Origin of the sequence: Campylobacter concisus (genome assembly GCF_902460845.1) — a bacterium.
Classification (GTDB): domain Bacteria; phylum Campylobacterota; class Campylobacteria; order Campylobacterales; family Campylobacteraceae; genus Campylobacter_A; species Campylobacter_A concisus_X.
The window spans coordinates 3,152-19,960 of the sequence record NZ_CABPVS010000005.1 but is presented as its reverse complement, the minus strand read 5'-3'; the positions used below and the strand labels follow the sequence as shown (position 1 = coordinate 19,960).

Annotated in this window: 17 protein-coding genes and 1 pseudogene; 12 read left to right on the top strand and 6 right to left on the bottom strand. The window is 38.6% G+C overall.

The window, feature by feature from the left end:
• Positions 1-23: 23 nt before the first annotated feature.
• The 7 genes from F3H00_RS07140 to F3H00_RS07110 all read left to right on the top strand — a co-directional run bounded on the left by F3H00_RS07140 (position 24) and on the right by F3H00_RS07110 (position 6,556).
• Positions 24-1,097 carry a quinone-dependent dihydroorotate dehydrogenase gene (locus F3H00_RS07140; RefSeq protein WP_148800010.1) on the top strand — a complete coding sequence of 358 codons (1,074 nt, stop codon included), beginning with the start codon at positions 24-26 and terminating at the stop codon, positions 1,095-1,097.
• An 11-nt stretch (positions 1,098-1,108) separates the two neighbouring features.
• A complete protein-coding gene (locus F3H00_RS07135) occupies positions 1,109-2,350 on the top strand; it encodes a M16 family metallopeptidase (protein ID WP_148799741.1) in 1,242 nt (413 codons plus the stop codon).
• Positions 2,351-2,376: 26 nt separating this feature from the next.
• Complete coding sequence (dapA, locus tag F3H00_RS07130; protein ID WP_035167707.1) at positions 2,377-3,246, top strand: 4-hydroxy-tetrahydrodipicolinate synthase; 870 nt, start codon at positions 2,377-2,379, stop codon at positions 3,244-3,246.
• Positions 3,246-4,034, top strand: coding sequence for an enoyl-ACP reductase (locus tag F3H00_RS07125; RefSeq protein ID WP_054196728.1), 789 nt, complete (start codon positions 3,246-3,248; stop codon positions 4,032-4,034). Before dapA ends, F3H00_RS07125 begins: the two co-directional genes overlap by 1 nt.
• 34 nt (positions 4,035-4,068) lie before the next feature.
• On the top strand, positions 4,069-4,614 hold the full coding sequence (gene pgsA, locus F3H00_RS07120) for a CDP-diacylglycerol--glycerol-3-phosphate 3-phosphatidyltransferase (RefSeq protein ID WP_148799739.1): 546 nt from the start codon (positions 4,069-4,071) through the stop codon (positions 4,612-4,614).
• A 197-nt stretch (positions 4,615-4,811) separates the two neighbouring features.
• On the top strand, positions 4,812-5,921 hold the full coding sequence (gene rseP / locus F3H00_RS07115) for an RIP metalloprotease RseP (RefSeq protein ID WP_148799737.1): 1,110 nt from the start codon (positions 4,812-4,814) through the stop codon (positions 5,919-5,921).
• On the top strand, positions 5,918-6,556 hold the full coding sequence (locus F3H00_RS07110; RefSeq protein WP_187424104.1) for a YggS family pyridoxal phosphate-dependent enzyme: 639 nt from the start codon (positions 5,918-5,920) through the stop codon (positions 6,554-6,556). The genes rseP and F3H00_RS07110 overlap by 4 nt, the downstream gene beginning before the upstream one ends.
• 96 nt (positions 6,557-6,652) lie before the next feature.
• Here the strand turns inward: F3H00_RS07110 and F3H00_RS07105 are convergent, their stop codons facing one another.
• The 5 genes from F3H00_RS07105 to lepA all read right to left on the bottom strand — a co-directional run bounded on the left by F3H00_RS07105 (position 6,653) and on the right by lepA (position 10,716).
• Positions 6,653-7,222 (bottom strand): phosphoribosyltransferase family protein, encoded by a 570-nt coding sequence (locus tag F3H00_RS07105; RefSeq protein WP_148799735.1) that lies wholly within the window; start codon positions 7,220-7,222, stop codon positions 6,653-6,655.
• On the bottom strand, positions 7,222-7,779 hold the full coding sequence (locus tag F3H00_RS07100) for a YajG family lipoprotein (protein WP_148799733.1): 558 nt from the start codon (positions 7,777-7,779) through the stop codon (positions 7,222-7,224). The genes F3H00_RS07105 and F3H00_RS07100 overlap by 1 nt, the downstream gene beginning before the upstream one ends.
• An 11-nt stretch (positions 7,780-7,790) precedes the next feature.
• Positions 7,791-8,513: a hypothetical protein gene (locus tag F3H00_RS07095; protein WP_148799731.1), complete on the bottom strand. Its 723-nt coding sequence runs from the start codon at positions 8,511-8,513 to the stop codon at positions 7,791-7,793.
• The gene (locus tag F3H00_RS07090) at positions 8,507-8,737 is read right to left on the bottom strand and encodes a 2-hydroxymuconate tautomerase family protein (RefSeq protein ID WP_009294206.1); all 231 of its coding nucleotides are present in this window, start codon (positions 8,735-8,737) and stop codon (positions 8,507-8,509) included. Before F3H00_RS07090 ends, F3H00_RS07095 begins: the two co-directional genes overlap by 7 nt.
• A 188-nt stretch (positions 8,738-8,925) precedes the next feature.
• Complete coding sequence (lepA, locus tag F3H00_RS07085) at positions 8,926-10,716, bottom strand: translation elongation factor 4 (RefSeq protein ID WP_148799730.1); 1,791 nt, start codon at positions 10,714-10,716, stop codon at positions 8,926-8,928.
• A 136-nt stretch (positions 10,717-10,852) separates the two neighbouring features.
• Here lepA and F3H00_RS10595 point away from each other — a divergent pair.
• A pseudogene (locus F3H00_RS10595) lies at positions 10,853-12,875 on the top strand (HsdM family class I SAM-dependent methyltransferase); the annotation flags it as partial.
• The gene (locus F3H00_RS10590; RefSeq protein ID WP_223155265.1) at positions 12,849-14,018 is read left to right on the top strand and encodes a restriction endonuclease subunit S; all 1,170 of its coding nucleotides are present in this window, start codon (positions 12,849-12,851) and stop codon (positions 14,016-14,018) included. The pseudogene F3H00_RS10595 and the gene F3H00_RS10590, both read left to right, overlap by 27 nt.
• A gap of 1 nt (position 14,019) precedes the next feature.
• On the opposite strand, the gene F3H00_RS07075 is transcribed toward F3H00_RS10590, so the two are convergent.
• The gene (locus tag F3H00_RS07075; RefSeq protein WP_223155258.1) at positions 14,020-14,991 is read right to left on the bottom strand and encodes a cation diffusion facilitator family transporter; all 972 of its coding nucleotides are present in this window, start codon (positions 14,989-14,991) and stop codon (positions 14,020-14,022) included.
• A 247-nt stretch (positions 14,992-15,238) separates the two neighbouring features.
• Between F3H00_RS07075 and F3H00_RS07070 the strand changes: the two genes are divergently transcribed.
• The 3 genes from F3H00_RS07070 to F3H00_RS07060 all read left to right on the top strand — a co-directional run.
• Positions 15,239-15,613: a cupin domain-containing protein gene (locus F3H00_RS07070; protein ID WP_148799728.1), complete on the top strand. Its 375-nt coding sequence runs from the start codon at positions 15,239-15,241 to the stop codon at positions 15,611-15,613.
• 29 nt (positions 15,614-15,642) lie between these two features.
• Positions 15,643-16,278 carry an NAD(P)-dependent oxidoreductase gene (locus tag F3H00_RS07065; protein WP_148799726.1) on the top strand — a complete coding sequence of 212 codons (636 nt, stop codon included), beginning with the start codon at positions 15,643-15,645 and terminating at the stop codon, positions 16,276-16,278.
• Positions 16,279-16,394: 116 nt separating this feature from the next.
• Positions 16,395-16,809: Rrf2 family transcriptional regulator (locus F3H00_RS07060; protein ID WP_149703808.1), on the top strand; the 415-nt coding region annotated here is incomplete at its 3' end.

Sequence of the window (16,809 nt, the reverse complement as noted above, 5' to 3'; positions counted from 1 at the left end):
TTAGGCATTTTAAAGAGGTTAAAATGAACTTAAACTACGATACTTTAAAATCTATATTTTTTAAATTCGATCCTGAAACTGCCCATAAAATCGTAGAACTTGCAATGATCGGAGCAAATAAAATTTTTCCAGGATCATTAAGCTTTGTAGCAAATAAGTGCGTGGTCGATGACAATGCGCTAAAACAAAATTTATTCTCAAGCAGCTACCACAACCCAGTTGGTATAGCTGGAGGCTTTGATAAAAACGCCACGATGTTTGAAGCGCTCACGGCTCTTGGATTTGGGTATTTAGAATTTGGTACATTTACTCCAAAACCTCAACCTGGCAACGACAAACCAAGACTTTTTAGGCTTATAGACGAAGAGAGCATCCAAAACGCGATGGGCTTTAACAACGAAGGCTGTGAGGCTATTAAAAATAGAGTCAAAAAACTTTATCCTTATACTTTACCTATCTGGGCAAATATAGGCAAAAACAAGGTCACACCAAACGAAGACGCAATAAAAGACTATGAAATTTTAGTAAGAGAATTTAGTGAAATTTGCGACACCTTCGTTATAAATGTCTCATCGCCAAACACGCCAAATTTAAGAGCATTGCAAGATGAGAGCTTCATAAAAGAGCTTTTTAGCGTCATTTTACCACTTACTAAAAAGCCAGTCATCTTTAAAATAGCTCCTGATATGAGTCACGAAGATGCGATCAAACTTTGTAGCTGCGCGGTAGAAAACGGCGCTAGCGGCGTGCTTGTCTCAAATACAAGCGTTGATTATTCGCTCTCTCACTCGTCAAATTTAAAGGATTTTGGCGGACTAAGCGGCAAGGTGATCGCTCAAAAGTCAAAAGATATATTTAAAGCCGTTGCAGACGAGCTTTATGGCAAGACGACACTTATCGCATGTGGCGGCATAGATAGCGGTGCAGAGGCTTATGAGCGCATAAAAATGGGAGCAAATTTGGTCCAAATTTTTACAAGCTTTATCTTTAAAGGGCCGATGATTGCAAGAGATATAAATTTAGAAATTTTAGAGCTTTTAAAAAGAGATGGTTTTGCTTCTATCAACGAAGCAGTCGGCGCAAGCGTTAAAAAATAGAGGGCAAGAGATTGATAAAATTTAATAAATTTAAACTAGATAATGGACTTGAAATTTATCACGTGCCAGTAAATCCTGGCTCAAAAGTGATAAGCGTCGATGTTTTTTATAAAGTTGGCTCCAGAAACGAAGTGATGGGCAAAAGCGGCATCGCTCACATGTTAGAGCATCTAAATTTTAAATCAACCAAAAATTTACGAGCTGGGGAGTTTGACGAGATCGTAAAAGGCTTTGGTGGCGTAAATAACGCAAGTACAGGCTTTGACTATACCCACTACTTTATAAAAGCTTCAAATGAAAATTTAGACAAAACGCTTGGTCTTTTTGCTGAGCTTATGAAAAATTTAAGCCTAAAAGATAAAGAATTTCAGCCAGAGCGAGACGTGGTGCATGAAGAACGCAGGTGGCGAACAGACAACAATCCTATGGGATACCTCTACTTTAGACTCTACAATCACACATTTATCTACCACCCATACCACTGGACGCCAATAGGCTTTATAAAAGATATCGAAAACTGGAATATCTCCGACATAAAAGAATTTCACGCTACATACTATCAGCCAAAAAATGCGGTTTTGATGATAAGTGGCGACATTGACAAGGATGAGGCATTTAAGATAGCTAAGAAAAATTTCTCCAAAATAAAAAACAAAAGAGCCATCCCAAAAACTCACTGCAAAGAACCTGAGCAAGATGGGGCTAGAAGAGCTATTATCTACAAAGATAGCCAAACACAAATGCTAGCGATCGCTTATAAAATCCCAAATTTTAAACACACTGATCAAGTAGGTCTAAATGCGATAAGCGAATATCTAGCCACTGGCAAAAGCTCTATTTTACAGCAACGTCTAATCGATGAGCTAATGCTCGTAAATCAAATTTATGCTTATAATATGAGCTGTGTTGATGAAAATTTATTTATATTTTTAGCAGTTTGCAACCCAGATATCGAAGCAAACGCGGTTGAGGCTGAAATTTTAAAGATCATAGATGATTTAAAAAATAAACCAATCGACAAAGATGATGTTTTAAGAGTTAAAAATTTGATAAAAACTGATTTTATTTACTCATTTGAGAGCGCAAGTAAGGTCGCAAATTTATATGGCTCATACCTTGCTAGAGGCGATATAAAGCCATTTTATGAGCTTGAAAAAAATATTGATAAAATCGATGCAAAACTTTTAAAAGAGATAGCAAATAGATATTTTAATGAAAAAACCAGCACAACAATAATTTTAAAAAAGGAATAAACGTGGAAAATTCGCTTCAAGGTGCGATGACCGCACTCATTACGCCATTTAAAAATCAAAAAGTGGATGAAGTCAGTTTTGAAAAACTAATAAAAAGACAGATAAAACATGGCATAGATGTTGTTGTGCCAGTTGGAACTACTGGTGAGAGTGCAACACTGACGCATGATGAGCATAGAATTTGTATCGAAATAGCCGTAGATGCATGTAAAGGCACAAATGTAAAAGTACTAGCTGGTGCTGGTAGTAATGCGACTCACGAAGCTATTGGTATCGCTAAATTTGCTCAAGCTCATGGCGCAGATGGTATCCTTTCAGTTGCGCCCTACTACAATAAACCAACACAGGAAGGGCTTTACGAGCACTACAAGGCCATTGCAAATAGTATTGAAATTCCAGTGCTTCTTTACAATGTTCCTGGCAGAGTTGGAGTGGATATCTTACCAGCGACTGTTTTTAGGCTTTTTAAAGAGTGTAAAAATATCTACGGCATCAAAGAGGCAACAGGCAGTATCGATAGATGCGTCGATCTACTGGCTCACGAGCCAAATTTAGTAGTCATCAGTGGCGAAGATGCGATCAACTATCCTATCATATCAAATGGCGGCAAAGGCGTTATCTCAGTTACTGCAAACCTCTTGCCAGATCAAATTTCTCAGCTAACGCACCTTGCAATGAACGAAGAGTACAAAAAAGCAAAACTAATAAACGACAATCTATACACGATAAATAAAACACTCTTTTGCGAAAGCAATCCGATACCGATCAAAGCAGCGATGTATCTGGCTGGACTCATCGACTCTTTAGAGTACCGCTTGCCACTTTGCAAACCAAGTAAAGAGAATTTTAAAAAAATCGAAGAAGTAATAAAAAATTATGAAATAAAGGGATTTTAATGAAGGACACACTAAACGAATTTAAAGGTAAAACGCTAGTTATCAGTGGCGGCACTAGAGGTATCGGCAGAGCCATAGTTGAAGAATTTGCAAAAGCTGGTGTAAATATAGCATTTACCTACAACTCAAACGAAGAGCTTGCCAAAGAGCAGGCAAAAGAGCTTGAGGCTACTTATAAGATAAAAGCAAGAGCTTACGCACTAAATATCCTCGAGCCAGAGACTTATAAAGAGCTATTTTTAAAGATAGACGAGGACTTTGATAGGATTGATTTTTTTATATCAAATGCAATTATTTCAGGTCGTGCAGTAGCTGGTGGATACACTAAATTTATGAAGCTAAAACCAAGAGGCATAAACAACATCTTTACAGCAACTGTAAATGCCTTTGTCGTAGGCACCCAAGAAGCTGCAAAACGCATGGAAAAAGTGGGTGGTGGTAGCATCATCAGCCTAAGCTCTACTGGAAATTTAGTCTATATAGAAAACTACGCAGGCCACGGCACAGCAAAAGCAGCCGTTGAAGCCATGGCAAGATACGCTGCGACCGAGCTTGGCGAAAAAAATATCCGTGTAAATGTCGTAAGTGGCGGCCCTATCGAGACAGACGCACTAAGAGCTTTTACAAACTACGAAGAGGTGCGCGATATGACGGCAAAACTTAGCCCGCTAAACCGTATGGGACAGCCGACTGACCTAGCCGGAGCATGTCTATTTTTGTGCTCATCTAAGGCTAGCTGGGTGACTGGACATACATTTATAATAGATGGTGGCACAACTTTTAAATGAGAATAGTGAAATTTCTAAGCATAAAGGCATATTTATGAGTTTAAATTTACCAAATTCATTGGCATTTTTTAGGATACTTCTGGCTCCGCTTATGTTTTTTATGCTCGTAAATGCGCCAGGAATTTTTACACAAATTCATATGAGCTGGATAAATTACTTCGCAGCTCTTATTTTTGTGATCGCCTCGGTGACTGACTTTTTTGACGGTTACATCGCAAGAAGCTGGGATCAAAAAACTAAACTTGGAGCGATCCTTGATCCGTTAGCAGACAAGATGCTAATTCTTGCTGCATTTTTAGGCCTCATGATGCTTGGTAGAGCGAGCGCTTGGGCTGTTTATCTCATCTTGGTAAGGGAGTTTTTCATAACTGGCTTTCGTGTCGTAATGGCAAGTGATGGCGTAGAGGTAGCGGCTTCGATGGCTGGCAAGGTAAAAACAGTCTCACAGATGTTTGCAGTTGGTTTTTTACTGATGAGCTGGCCTGGTGGCGAACTTTTGCTATGGATAGCTGTTGCGCTTACACTTTATTCTGGATTTGAGTATATCTTTGCCTATGTAAAGGCGATGAAAAAGAGCTAAAATTTCTTTCGTTCGTGAGGCCCAAAGTTTTTACTTGCAAAATTTATATAAACAATAAAAACTTCATTTTCTAAATAAGTAAAATTAAGTTAAAAATTTCTCCTAGCTAAAAGAAATTTTTAGCTAAATGCCGTTTGAGAGTAAATTTATAAACTTTGGCTAAAATCTCATCAATTTTTTCAAAAAAAAGGTAAGTTTTGAAAGGCATTCTCTTCACGCTAGCCCTGCTTTGCATCGGGCTTTATACGTATTCGTTTTATTTTTTAGTGACCGTTTTAGCCATTAGTTTTCTCATATTTTTTCACGAGCTTGGCCACTTTTTGGCAGCAAGAACACTTGGTGTAAAGATAAACACCTTTAGTATTGGATTTGGCGAGAAAATTTACACCAAAAACGTTGGCGGCACCGACTACTGCCTAAGCGCGATCCCACTTGGTGGATACGTACAGCTAAAAGGTCAAGACGACACCGACCCAAAGGCCAAAAACTACGACCATGATAGCTACAATGTGCTAAGCCCTATAAAGCGAATTTACATCCTCTTTGCAGGGCCATTTTTTAACTTTATCTTAGCGTTTTTTATATACATTTTGCTTGGATTTATCGGTGTTGAAAGACTTGCACCAAGTGTAGGCCACATAGCTGAAGGCTCGGCAGCTGCGAGCGCTGGACTAGCTAAAAATGATAAAATTTTAGCAATAAATGGCGTAAAGATAAACGAGTGGGACGAGATCAGTAAAAATGTAAAGCTTGAGCCAAGCACCATTTTGATAGATCGCAACGGCTCACAAATGACTATAAATTTAACACCAAAAATAGGCGAGACGATAAATCTATTTAATGAAAAGGTGCAGCGCCCACTGATCGGAATTTCTCCAAATGGAGAAGTGATAAAAATTTACCACACTGGTCTTGCAGGCATAAATTTTGCCTTTAGTGAGACGATCGAGGCATCAAAACTAATCTTTAAAAGCTTTACCAAACTAGTAAGTGGAGCTGTGCCACTAAAAGAGGTTGGCGGTATCGTACAGATCGCTGATGTCACTTCAAAAGCCGCAAAAATAAGTCTTGGCGTACTTTTGACGATCGTCGCTTTAATCTCAGTAAATTTAGGTGTCCTAAATTTATTCCCCATCCCAGCACTTGATGGTGGGCACATACTTTTTAACTTATATGAGCTAATTTTTAGACGTGAGGTAAATGAGCGAGTACTCACAACGCTTACCTACTGCGGCTGGGCCCTACTGCTTGGCATAATGGTGCTTGCAACCTTTAATGACATTATAAGATTAAGCGGAGGTTTATGATGATAGTTTTAAAAGAGCTGCTTGAAAAGATCGAAAATTTAAGCAAAGACGTGACACTAATCGCCGTTAGTAAAAATGTCACAAGTGCTGAAGTAAAAGAGCTTTACGCACAAGGGCAAAGAAATTTTGGCGAAAACAGAGTCCAAGAGCTAGCCAAAAAAGAGCTAGAACTGCAAAATTTTACTGATATAAAATGGCATATGATCGGCCGCTTGCAAAATAACAAAATAAATCAAATGATAAGTCTAAAGCCAACACTTTGGCAAAGCTGCGATAGCTTTGAAAGGGCCGTAGAGGTCGATAAAAGACTCAGCTACAAGCTCGATACCTTGCTTCAAATAAACTCGGCTGATGAAGATACAAAGCAAGGTGCAAGCGTAGCAAATGCGGCAGAAATTTATGAGCGTATCCAAAGCGAGTGCAAAAATATAAATTTAAAAGGTGTGATGAGTATCGGAGCGCATGTGGATGAGCCAAAAGAGATTCAAAAGAGCTTTGAACTAACTTATAAAATTTTTGATAGTTTAAAGCCAAAAGGTGCAACTATCTGCTCAATGGGCATGAGTAGTGACTTCGAGCTAGCGATAAAATGTGGCTCAAATATGATCCGCCTTGGCACTATGCTTTATCTGTAATTTTATCGCTTTTGCATGCTCCTACTGCTAACGAAATAGATTACTGCTGGAACTATGTAAATTTCTACCCAAAGAGACTTGAGAAAAAATTAAAATTTAATGTTTAGCATCAGCCAAAACTAGAGCAAAAAGTACTTTTACGCCAGCTTTTTCGAGAGTATTTTTAGCTTCAAGTATTGTAGTGCCAGTAGTTACGATATCATCTACTAAAATAACTGGAGCAGTGATCCTTTTTAGGATTTTAAAATTTCTTGGGTTATTTTGTCTAAATTGTAAATCCCTACCACTATAACTGGTCTTGCTGGTTGCATGCAGTGCGTGAAATATGGGCTTTAGATTTTTAGCCCTTAGTGCATTTGCCAAAATAGCCGTGTGCGAGTAGCCATGATGCACTCTATCATCTATCGGCAAAGCATAGACTTGCTCCGGAAAGCTAAAACTTTTAGCAAATTTCTTAAATGCAAATTTAGCTAAGTTTTTATATATAAAATATCCGTGCATTTGGTGCTTGGAGTGGATGAGTTCTTTTATTTCAGAGTAGCCGTAAAAGCTATAAATTTTAAAGCCCTCTAGTTCTCTTACTATCGGGCTTGGCTCGCTTAAAATTTGTGAGCAAATTTTACAAAATGTATTTAGCGTAAAGCTCTTGCAAAACGCACAAAACATTAGCTATTTAAAATAGCAATTGCTGTGCGTTTGATGGCATCATTTATGATCTCAGTTAAAAATGGCTTAAATGCTCCACCTGTGGGAATTAACTCAAATTTGGTTTGATTATTTGAAATATTTTTAACGATACTTTGATCGCCTTTTTGGATCTTAAGTGTAATCTTAATATTACCTTTTGTATTATCAGTACCGTATCCACTCATATTTGCTTCAAACTCGTTGATAAAAATTTCAACCACGACTCCACCCATGCCATTTACATTTGCGCCACGTGCCATAAGCTCTTTTTTAAGAGAATCGCTAAAATAAGTAGCAAGATCGTTTTGAAGCACGACATATTCTTTTACTGTGCCTTTACTATCAGTGATCGTAGCAATGGTACTTTTATTTTTTCGGTTGTCATGCACCGCGCTTATATAGGCCTCAAAGCCATTATTTTGCTGGTTCACAACAGTCTTATATGGATCAAATGCGACAACACTTTGACTTGGTGCACAACCAGTTAAAAACAAAACAAAAAGTCCAAAAATAGCTAAAATTTTAAATTTATTCATCGTTTTTCCTTTTAAAGTTTAGTGATCTCATCGGCTACTTTTATCGCAGCTTGTTTAACTAAAAGTGCGATAAAAAAGTCAAACTGCTCAGATTTTGAAGCCTCAAGCTTCTCTACATGGTGCCTAGTCGAGATAGGTAAAGTTTTTTTGAAATTTATATTTGAAAGCACAAGAAGACCTTTTAGATGTCCGTTTAACATTTCTGAACTTCCTGAGTAGCTTCCTCTAAGCTCGTCAAATCTAAAATCAAGTCTATATGTGTAAGGCGATGTTTGAGTATCGACAACAACGATCCCGCGAGAATTTAACTCACGCTGCAAAAACATATAAAAAAGCACTTCAAGGCGCGGATTTGAGTTAAAAACTGCAGTATTTCCTTCAACACCTGTGTAATATATCGATCTTGCACTACTTCTAGCATCGACGATCCTATGAAAATAGACCTTTTTTAATCCAACGTTAGTATCGATCATATTTTTTTCTAAGCAGCAGTTTATCGCTACATCACTTTTGTATTTGACACCATTTATAAAAAGACCATCACCCCTACCTTTGCAAGCACTGCAATCAGCCGGTATCCTCATAACCTCTTCAAAATACATCTTATCTTCGCTGTTTATGCTCGCACTTTGCACACCGTCTATTCCCTCGCACGATAGACAAAGGCTAGCTTTTGCCATGCAGCCCGTCATAAAAATAGCCATAAGTATCGTTAGTAGTGTCGTTCTTAGCATTTTACTTCCTTTTGCTCTTTTTGTTTTTTGCGGAGATTTTTCACGCTCTCACCTGCGATGCCGTAGTTGTTCGTATCGATCTCATCGATAATGACAACGGTATTTTGAGCGCTTCTACCTAAAATTTCGCTTATTAGTTTAGTGACCCCACTTATCATCTTCTCTTTTTGCTCTACACTCGGACTATCACCCTCTTTTGTCACACAAATTTTCACAAATGGCATAGTGCTCCTTTTTACAAATTTAGCATTTAAATTTTAATCAAAACCTATCCACCAAAATAAGATACTTGCTGCGGCAGTATCGCAAAGCCAGACGAGGCGTGGGTAAAATTTACGACGGGAGTTACCATGGCAGGTAATGACCAAGTAAATTTTAGACACAACAAAGTATGACAAAGCGAGACAACGCATTAGTCTATTTTTAAAACAGAGAGAAACGCCTCTTGCGGTAAATTCACCTTTCCTATCGCCTTCATCCGCTTCTTTCCCTCTTTTTGCTTTTCAAGCAACTTTCTCTTACGCGTGATGTCGCCGCCGTAGCACTTGGCGGTTACGTTTTTACCCATTGATTTTACGGTTTCACGGGCGATTATTTTATTACCGATGCTAGCTTGTATCGCCACTTCAAAGAGCTGACGTGGTACGATCTCTTTCATCGCCTTTACAAAGTCCCTGCCCTTTGTCTGTGCCTTGCTCTCAGGCACGATGATAGAGAGTGCATCGACCGTCTCGCCGGCCACTTTTACGTCAAGCTTTACTAGATCGCCCACGCGGTAGTCGCTTGGCTCGTAGTCAAAGCTTGCGTAGCCTTTTGTGCTTGATTTTAGTTTGTCATAAAAGTCCATAACGATCTCGTTCATCGGTATGTCATACTCAAGCAAAACACGATCAGTCGTGATGTAATCCATCTTTGTTTGTATGCCACGACGGTTGTTTAAAAGAGTGATGATATTGCCCAAAAACTCGCTTGGCGTGATGATAGTAGCCTTTACGTATGGCTCAAGGATTGAGTCTATTTTATTTACAGGCGGCAACTGACTTGGGTTTTGAATTTTTAAATTTACCCCGTCAGTTTGGATGACTTCGTAAGTCACAGTCGGCGCTGTGGCGATTAGATCAAGATCAAACTCGCGCTCGAGCCTCTCTTTGACGACCTCCATGTGAAGAAGACCCAAAAAACCAACCCTAAAGCCAAATCCAAGTGCGACCGAGGTCTCTGGCTCGTAGCTAATCGAGCTGTCATTTAGCTTTAGCTTATCCAGCGCGTCACGCAGATCTTCAAATTTATCAGTTTCTATTGGATAAAGTCCCGCAAATACAAACGGCTTAGCCCTCTCAAAGCCACCAACTGGGTCCTTTAGAGAATTTCTTGACTGAGTTATAGTATCTCCAACTTGAACATCGCTAACGTTTTTAAGCCCCAAAACAACGATACCAACCTCGCCAGCGCTAAGCGTTTTGGTCTTGATCGGAGCTATAGGATTTGGATACATGAGGTCTAGTACGATGTGTTTTTTGCCTGTACCCATGACCAAAATTTCATCATTTTTTGAAATTTCACCATCATAAACACGCACAAGGGCTAACGCACCAAGGTAGTTGTCAAACCAGCTATCGTAAATGAGCGCCTTTGTAGGCTTATTTGCATCGCCATTTGGCGCAGGGATCCTCGTGATGATCGCTTCAAGCAGCTCTTTTATGCCAACGCCTGTTTTTGCGCTCACTTCGATAGCTCCTGAGCAGTCAAGTCCGATGATGTGCTCGATCTCGTCTTTTACCCTAGCAGGGTCAGCCGCTGGTAGGTCGATCTTGTTGATGACTGGGATGATCTCTAGGTTGTTTTCAAGTGCAATATAGACGTTTGCGATGGTTTGCGCCTCCACGCCCTGACTGGCATCCACGACAAGAAGCGCGCCCTCGCAACTAGCTAGGCTGCGGCTCACCTCGTAGCTAAAATCGACGTGACCTGGGGTGTCTATCAAATTTAGAACAAAATTTTCGCCATTTAGTGCATAGTTTAGGCGGACAGACTGGGCTTTGATCGTGATGCCACGCTCTTTTTCGATATCCATCGTGTCCATGATTTGCGAGCTCATCTCACGGTCGCTTACGGCGCCACACTCCTGAATAAGGCGATCAGCAAGCGTACTTTTGCCATGGTCGATATGAGCGATAATGCTAAAGTTTCTAATGTTTTTCATATAAGTTTTACTTTTTACTAAATTTTGGGCTTTATTTTGCCTAAAGTTGATTTAAAATTTGCATAATCTAATTTTAAACATTAAGTAAAAAGTAGTTAAAATCACAACTTTAAAAATAAAATCATGAAGGTTAAAAATGGCAATTCAAAGCGTAGAACCAAATGTAGCTGATAAGATAAATAGTGAATTAAAATCATATAAACTAGACTACAAATTAGAACAAGAAAGCTTAAATCAAGAAATAAGACAACGCCTTGCTAGAATACGCCTCTAAAGGTGGAGGAAAAGGCGGTAATAGACCTGATGCGAAGTTGCTTTTGCAAGATAGCAGTTTAAATTTTTATCCAATTTTAATCGAATACAAAGGCTATGCAGACAAATTAGAAAAACTAGACATTGATGGAAATATAGAAAATAAAACAGCCAAAAACGAGCCAAATTTTAAAAATATAAAAGAATACGCAGTAAACGGAGCGATCCACTATGCAAACGCCCTACTTCACCACACAAGCTATACTGACATCATCGCCATTGGCGTTACTGGCTCTAAAGACAACAAAGGCAAACTTCAAACAAAAATCGGAGTCTATTACGTCTCAAAGTCAAATTTAGGCATAGGACAAAAAGTTAGCGATTTTAGCGACCTTTCATTTTTAAAAGGATCAAATTTTGATGAATTTGCAAAAAGCCTAAAAGATCTAAATTTATCACACGATGAGCTTGAAAAGATAAAACAAAAGCGCGAAAAAGAGATCGATACAAGTTTAGTAAAGCTAAATAATGATATTTATAATAACGAAAAAGGACTTGGCGAAAACGACCGCGTCTATCTAGTCGCAGCCTCTATCATCGCTACCCTTGGCATACCTGGCAGGGTCGCTCCACTAGAAAAATCACAGCTAAAATCATCACCGGAGCAAGGCAACACTGATGGCGAAATTTTAATGAGAAAGATAAAAGCTTTTCTAGAGTGCAAAAATATTCCAACAGATAAAAAAGATCTCATCCTTCGCACACTCTCAAATACGATTTTGTCTGAAAATATAAACAAAATTTCAGATGGACAAACACAGCTTAAAAGAGTATTTTGCAAAATAGTTGATGATTTGGGAATTTATTACAAAATCGGACTTACCACTGATTTTACTGGCAAACTATTTAACGAAATGTATTCATGGCTGGGTTTTTCGCAAGATAAATTAAATGATGTTGTTCTTACGCCTTCATATGTTGCGACGCTTTTAGTGCGCCTTGCACGGGTAAATAAAGATAGTTATGTCTGGGATTTTGCCACAGGCTCAGCTGGACTCTTAGTGGCTGCTATGAATGAGATGATAAAAGATGCTAAAGATAATATAAAATCACCTGAAGAATTTAAGCAAAAAGAGCTAAAGATAAAAGCAGAACAACTTTTAGGACTTGAAATTCTTCCATCTATTTATATGCTAGCAGTTTTAAACATGATAATGATGGGTGATGGAAGCTCAAATATTTTAAATAAAGATAGTTTAAATGATTTTAGTGGCGAATATGGCTTTGGTGATATTAAAGAGAAATTTCCCGCAACCGCTTTTGTGCTAAATCCGCCATATTCTGCGCCTGGAAATGGTATGATTTTTGTAGAAACTGCTTTAAATATGATGAGCAAAGGCTACGCCGCCATAATCATACAAAACTCAGCTGGTAGCGGAAGAGCACGTGAATTTAATAAAAAGATTTTAAAACGCAACACCCTTATCGCGAGTATCAAAATGCCAACCGATCTTTTCGTTGGCAAATCAAGCGTGCAAACAAATATCTACGTCTTTAAAGTAGGCGAAAAGCACGAAAAAGACGAAATGGTGAAATTTATTGACTTTTCAAACGACGGCTACGCAAGATCAAATCGCAAAAAAGCGAGTAATAATTTAAAAATCGCCGACCGCGCACATGAACGCTATGATGAGCTGGTAAATTTGGTGCGTTTTGGCGCAAGTAAGCTTGAAATTTTCACGCAAAATGAATATTACGAAGCGGCAATCGACCCAGATAATGGCACAGACTGGAATAAATCCCGCCCCGTAGATAACATGCCGACACTAGCGGATTTTAAAAAGAGCGTAAGCGACTACCTAAGCTGGGAAGTATCGCAAATTTTAAAAAAGGATAGTCCCAGTAGAAGCAGTATTGTAAATCAACGAATTGCAAATTTAGAACGAGAATTTAAAGCAAGTGGCGGGGAATTTAAAGAATTTTGTATAGGTGATTTATTTGATGTTGAAAATACTTGGATTTATGGTAAAAACAAAAATTACATAACACGATATGACAAGCCAAGTATTAACTCAGTTGCAGTCATAAGTGGAATTACTACAAATAATGGCGTAAATTATTATACAAATGATAAGCTACCAGAAAACGAGATATTTAAAGATTGCCTAACGATTTCAACTCGTGGCGAATATTCTGGAACCGTAACATATCATTCAGGAAAATTTGTTTTAGCAAATAATATTTTAGTTATGCCTATGCCAAATTGGTCTAATCGTGCTCAACTTTTTATCGCTACAGCTATAAATGCGTTAAATTACGGAGGTTATTCTAACTATCCAAAAAAAGAAACATTAAAAAACGACAAAATTCTCTTGCCGACGCTAGGCGGCAAGATAAATTTTTCCTTTATGGAAAAATTTATCGAAGAGCTCGACGCGTATTTACGCGCCACTGGGCTTAAAAATTATGAATTAACACAATCAGAAAAATCAGCCTTTGCTAAATTTGACGAATTTAGCAAACGGGGGGGGGTAGCACGTGAATTCACATTAGAAAGTCTATTTGACAATATACGGCAAGGCAGAAGACTTAAAAAACAAGACCAAAAAGCAGGTGCAATTCCTTTTATAATGGCAGGAGTTACAAATAACGGAGTAGCAAATTATATATCCAATCCTGTCGCCAAATTTCCCGCAAACTCAATAACTGTCGATATTTTCGGCAATACATTTTATAGAGATTATGAATTTGGCGCAGGGGACGATACGGGCGTTTATTATAATGTCGCACAAACATATACGAAAGAAACAATGCTTTATTTTACGACAGTAATTTCAAAATCGCTATTTGGCAAATTTTCTTATGGGCAAAAATTAAGAAGCTCACAAAGTTTAAATTTCAAAATCAAACTACCAACCAAAAACGGCGAAATCGACTACGAATTTATGGAAAATTTCATAAAAGCCATTGAAAAACTAGCCATAAAAGACGTCGTGCTTTGGGCTGACAAAAAGATAGAAACAACCAAAAAAATTATCAATAAAGCTTAGATTAGTGATGATGCCCGCAGTGATCATCTTCATCATTTAGCTCGCAGATGAGATCATCTTTGTGTCCAAGGCTCTCGCTCTCAAACTGAAGCGTGACGTGACCGATGCCTGCGTGAGAAAGCTCGTGCTCGATGTGCTTTATCATATTTGAAATTTCAGCCACGCTTAGCGCATCATCCACCACCACGTGGGCTATGAGCGCATTTGTGCCAGCATTTATCGCCCAGATATGCAGGTCATGCACGATTTTAACGCCATTTACGCCCTTTATAACGCCTAAAATTTCATCCGTATCAAGCTTAAGCGGCACCGCTTCGATCAGGATATTAAAGCTATCTTTTAGCAAGCTAGCGCCGCTTTTTATGATGAGTAGCGAGACAAAGATACTTGCGATACTATCAGCCTTCGTGAAGTTAAATTTCATCACAAACAAAGCCGCGATAATCGCACCAACTGAGCCAAGCGTATCACCAAGCACGTGCAGATAAGCACCTTTCATATTTAAATTTTCTTTTGTATCAGCGCTTTTATGCATATAAACAGCCACGACTAAATTTATAATAAGCCCCAAAATACTAACTATAAGCATCGTCTCAGCTTTGATCTCTGGCTCGTTAAAAAGCCTGATGATCGCTTCTACTATTACAAAAACAGCAAGTGCGATAAGAGCGATGGCGTTTATAAAAGCGGCGATAATCTCGACCCTTTTGTAGCCAAAGGTCTTTTGTAAATTTGCTCTTTTTTCGGCGATCTTAAAAGCAACTAGCGATAAAAAGAGAGCTGCGGCATCTGATAGCATGTGAAATGCGTCACTGATGAGTGCAAGCGAGTTTGAAACGAAGCCAAAGACCGCCTCAACTATCATAAATGTGAAAATTAGAAAAAATGAATTTCTTAAAACAGTTTTATTGCTCGTGTGAATGTGCATACCGCCATGCTCGGCATGAGAGTGATGAGAGTGGGTCTCTTGCATCTAAAATGATCACCTTTTACTGATAAATTTAAGCATCCATAGCAAGCTCTGGCGCCACCTGACTAGAGGCTAAGCAAGCTAAAAACTGTATAAATATGCCCTGCATCTGCTTTAGTGCCGCTTAAAGATTGAATTTTAAAAATGATAAAAATTTTGTTGTAACTCTTGACATTACAACTAAAAATTATTATACTTCGCTCATCGGTTGTAAATAAAAATATTACAACACAAAGACAAGGAGAACAAAATGAAAAATTATCAAGTTGCAAAGATCGCAAACGAACCAAGAGTCGAACTAAAAGAGTCTTTAAATTTAACTGGCTGTGAGGTATCTATAAACGAGCTTCCGGCAAATGTGAGCGTGCCATTTGTCCATGCACATAAGCAAAACGAGGAGCTTTACATCATTCTAGATGGTGAGGGTGAGCTTTTTATTGATGGCGAAGTGATAGTAGTTGGCAAAGGAGACGCGGTGCGCATAGATCCAGAGGGTAAAAGGTGCTTTAGAGCTGGCAAAAACGGCATCAAAATGATCTGTATCCAGGCAAAATGCGGTAGCCTAGAGCAATACACTATGAGTGACGGCGTGATAGTTGATGACGTAAAGCCAAACTGGCTGTAAATTTAAAAACAAAATTTAAAAGAGAAATAATGAAAATAGCAATCATAGGCGCAAATGGTAAAAGCGGTACAAATTTGGTGAACGAGGCTTTAAAGCAAGGCTATGATGTCACAGCGATAGTTAGAAATAAAGAGTATAAAAACGAAAGCGTAAAGGTTATCTATAAAGATATTTTCGAGCTTACAAAGGCTAATCTAGCAGGCTTTGACGCGGTTATCAGCGCATTTGCAGCGTGGAGCGAAGAAACATTTGCGCTTCATAAAAAAGTGGCCACTCACCTAGTAAATTTACTAGAAGGCACTAGCACAAGGCTCATCGTAGTTGGTGGCGCTGGCACGTTATTTGTTGATAGCAAAGGCACTATGGTTATGGACACCCCAGACTTCCCAGCGGCATATATGGGCGTGGCAAAGGCGACTGCGGAGTCTTATTTTGAGCTAAAAGATAGGAGCGATTTACTTTGGACATACGTAAGCCCAGCAGGTGACTACGACGCAAATGGTGCTCGTACTGGCAAATACGTGCTTGGTGGAGATAATCTCATCTTAAACTCAAAAAATGAGAGCTATATAAGCTATGCAGACCTTGCGCTTGCGATCATAGACGAGCTAAAAAACAAAAAATTTATACAAAAATGCTTCACAGCAGTTGGCGAGCGAGCATAAAAATTATAGATTTGACATAGCTGGCACAAAAAGCCAACTTGTCAAATCTAAACTAAAAAATAAACTGCTTTTAGTAAAAATTTAAAGTATAATCAGAGAAAATTTCAAGGACATTTATGCAAGTAGGGATCAAGTTTTCAACCGCGATCCATGTAGTTTTAGCAGCTTGTTTTTTCAAAGACGAGAAAGTCACGAGCGAATTTATAGCAGGCAGTATAAACACAAATCCGGTCATAGTTAGGCGCCTACTTGGTACTCTAAAGGCTGCAGGACTTGTGAATGTTGTAGCTGGAGTTGGTGGTGTAAGTCTTGCGAAAGAGCCAAAAGATATAACCCTCCTTCAAATTTTTAACGCAGTAAATAATAAAGAAAAACTTTTTAAGATCCACTCTGACTCACCTAAAGCCTGCCCGCTCGGTAGCAAGATCGAAGGACTCTTAACCAACCACTTCCTAAAAGCACAAGAAGCTTTAGAGAATAGTTTAAGAAGTATTACTTTACAAGATCTATTAGATGAGCTTATTAATTTAT

Bases quoted from the DNA above. Each gene is read 5' to 3' on its own strand.
- F3H00_RS07140 (WP_148800010.1), top strand. From the start codon at position 24: ATGAACTTAAACTACGATACTTTAAAATCTATATTTTTTAAATTCGAT.
- dapA (WP_035167707.1), top strand. From the start codon at position 2,377: ATGACCGCACTCATTACGCCATTTAAAAATCAAAAAGTGGATGAAGTC.
- F3H00_RS07125 (WP_054196728.1), top strand. From the start codon at position 3,246: ATGAAGGACACACTAAACGAATTTAAAGGTAAAACGCTAGTTATCAGT.
- pgsA (WP_148799739.1), top strand. From the start codon at position 4,069: ATGAGTTTAAATTTACCAAATTCATTGGCATTTTTTAGGATACTTCTG.
- F3H00_RS07110 (WP_187424104.1), top strand. From the start codon at position 5,918: ATGATGATAGTTTTAAAAGAGCTGCTTGAAAAGATCGAAAATTTAAGC.
- F3H00_RS07105 (WP_148799735.1), bottom strand. From the start codon at position 7,222: ATGTTTTGTGCGTTTTGCAAGAGCTTTACGCTAAATACATTTTGTAAA.
- F3H00_RS07100 (WP_148799733.1), bottom strand. From the start codon at position 7,779: ATGAATAAATTTAAAATTTTAGCTATTTTTGGACTTTTTGTTTTGTTT.
- F3H00_RS07095 (WP_148799731.1), bottom strand. From the start codon at position 8,513: ATGCTAAGAACGACACTACTAACGATACTTATGGCTATTTTTATGACG.
- F3H00_RS07090 (WP_009294206.1), bottom strand. From the start codon at position 8,737: ATGCCATTTGTGAAAATTTGTGTGACAAAAGAGGGTGATAGTCCGAGT.
- lepA (WP_148799730.1), bottom strand. From the start codon at position 10,716: ATGAAAAACATTAGAAACTTTAGCATTATCGCTCATATCGACCATGGC.
- F3H00_RS07075 (WP_223155258.1), bottom strand. From the start codon at position 14,991: ATGCAAGAGACCCACTCTCATCACTCTCATGCCGAGCATGGCGGTATG.
- F3H00_RS07070 (WP_148799728.1), top strand. From the start codon at position 15,239: ATGAAAAATTATCAAGTTGCAAAGATCGCAAACGAACCAAGAGTCGAA.
- F3H00_RS07065 (WP_148799726.1), top strand. From the start codon at position 15,643: ATGAAAATAGCAATCATAGGCGCAAATGGTAAAAGCGGTACAAATTTG.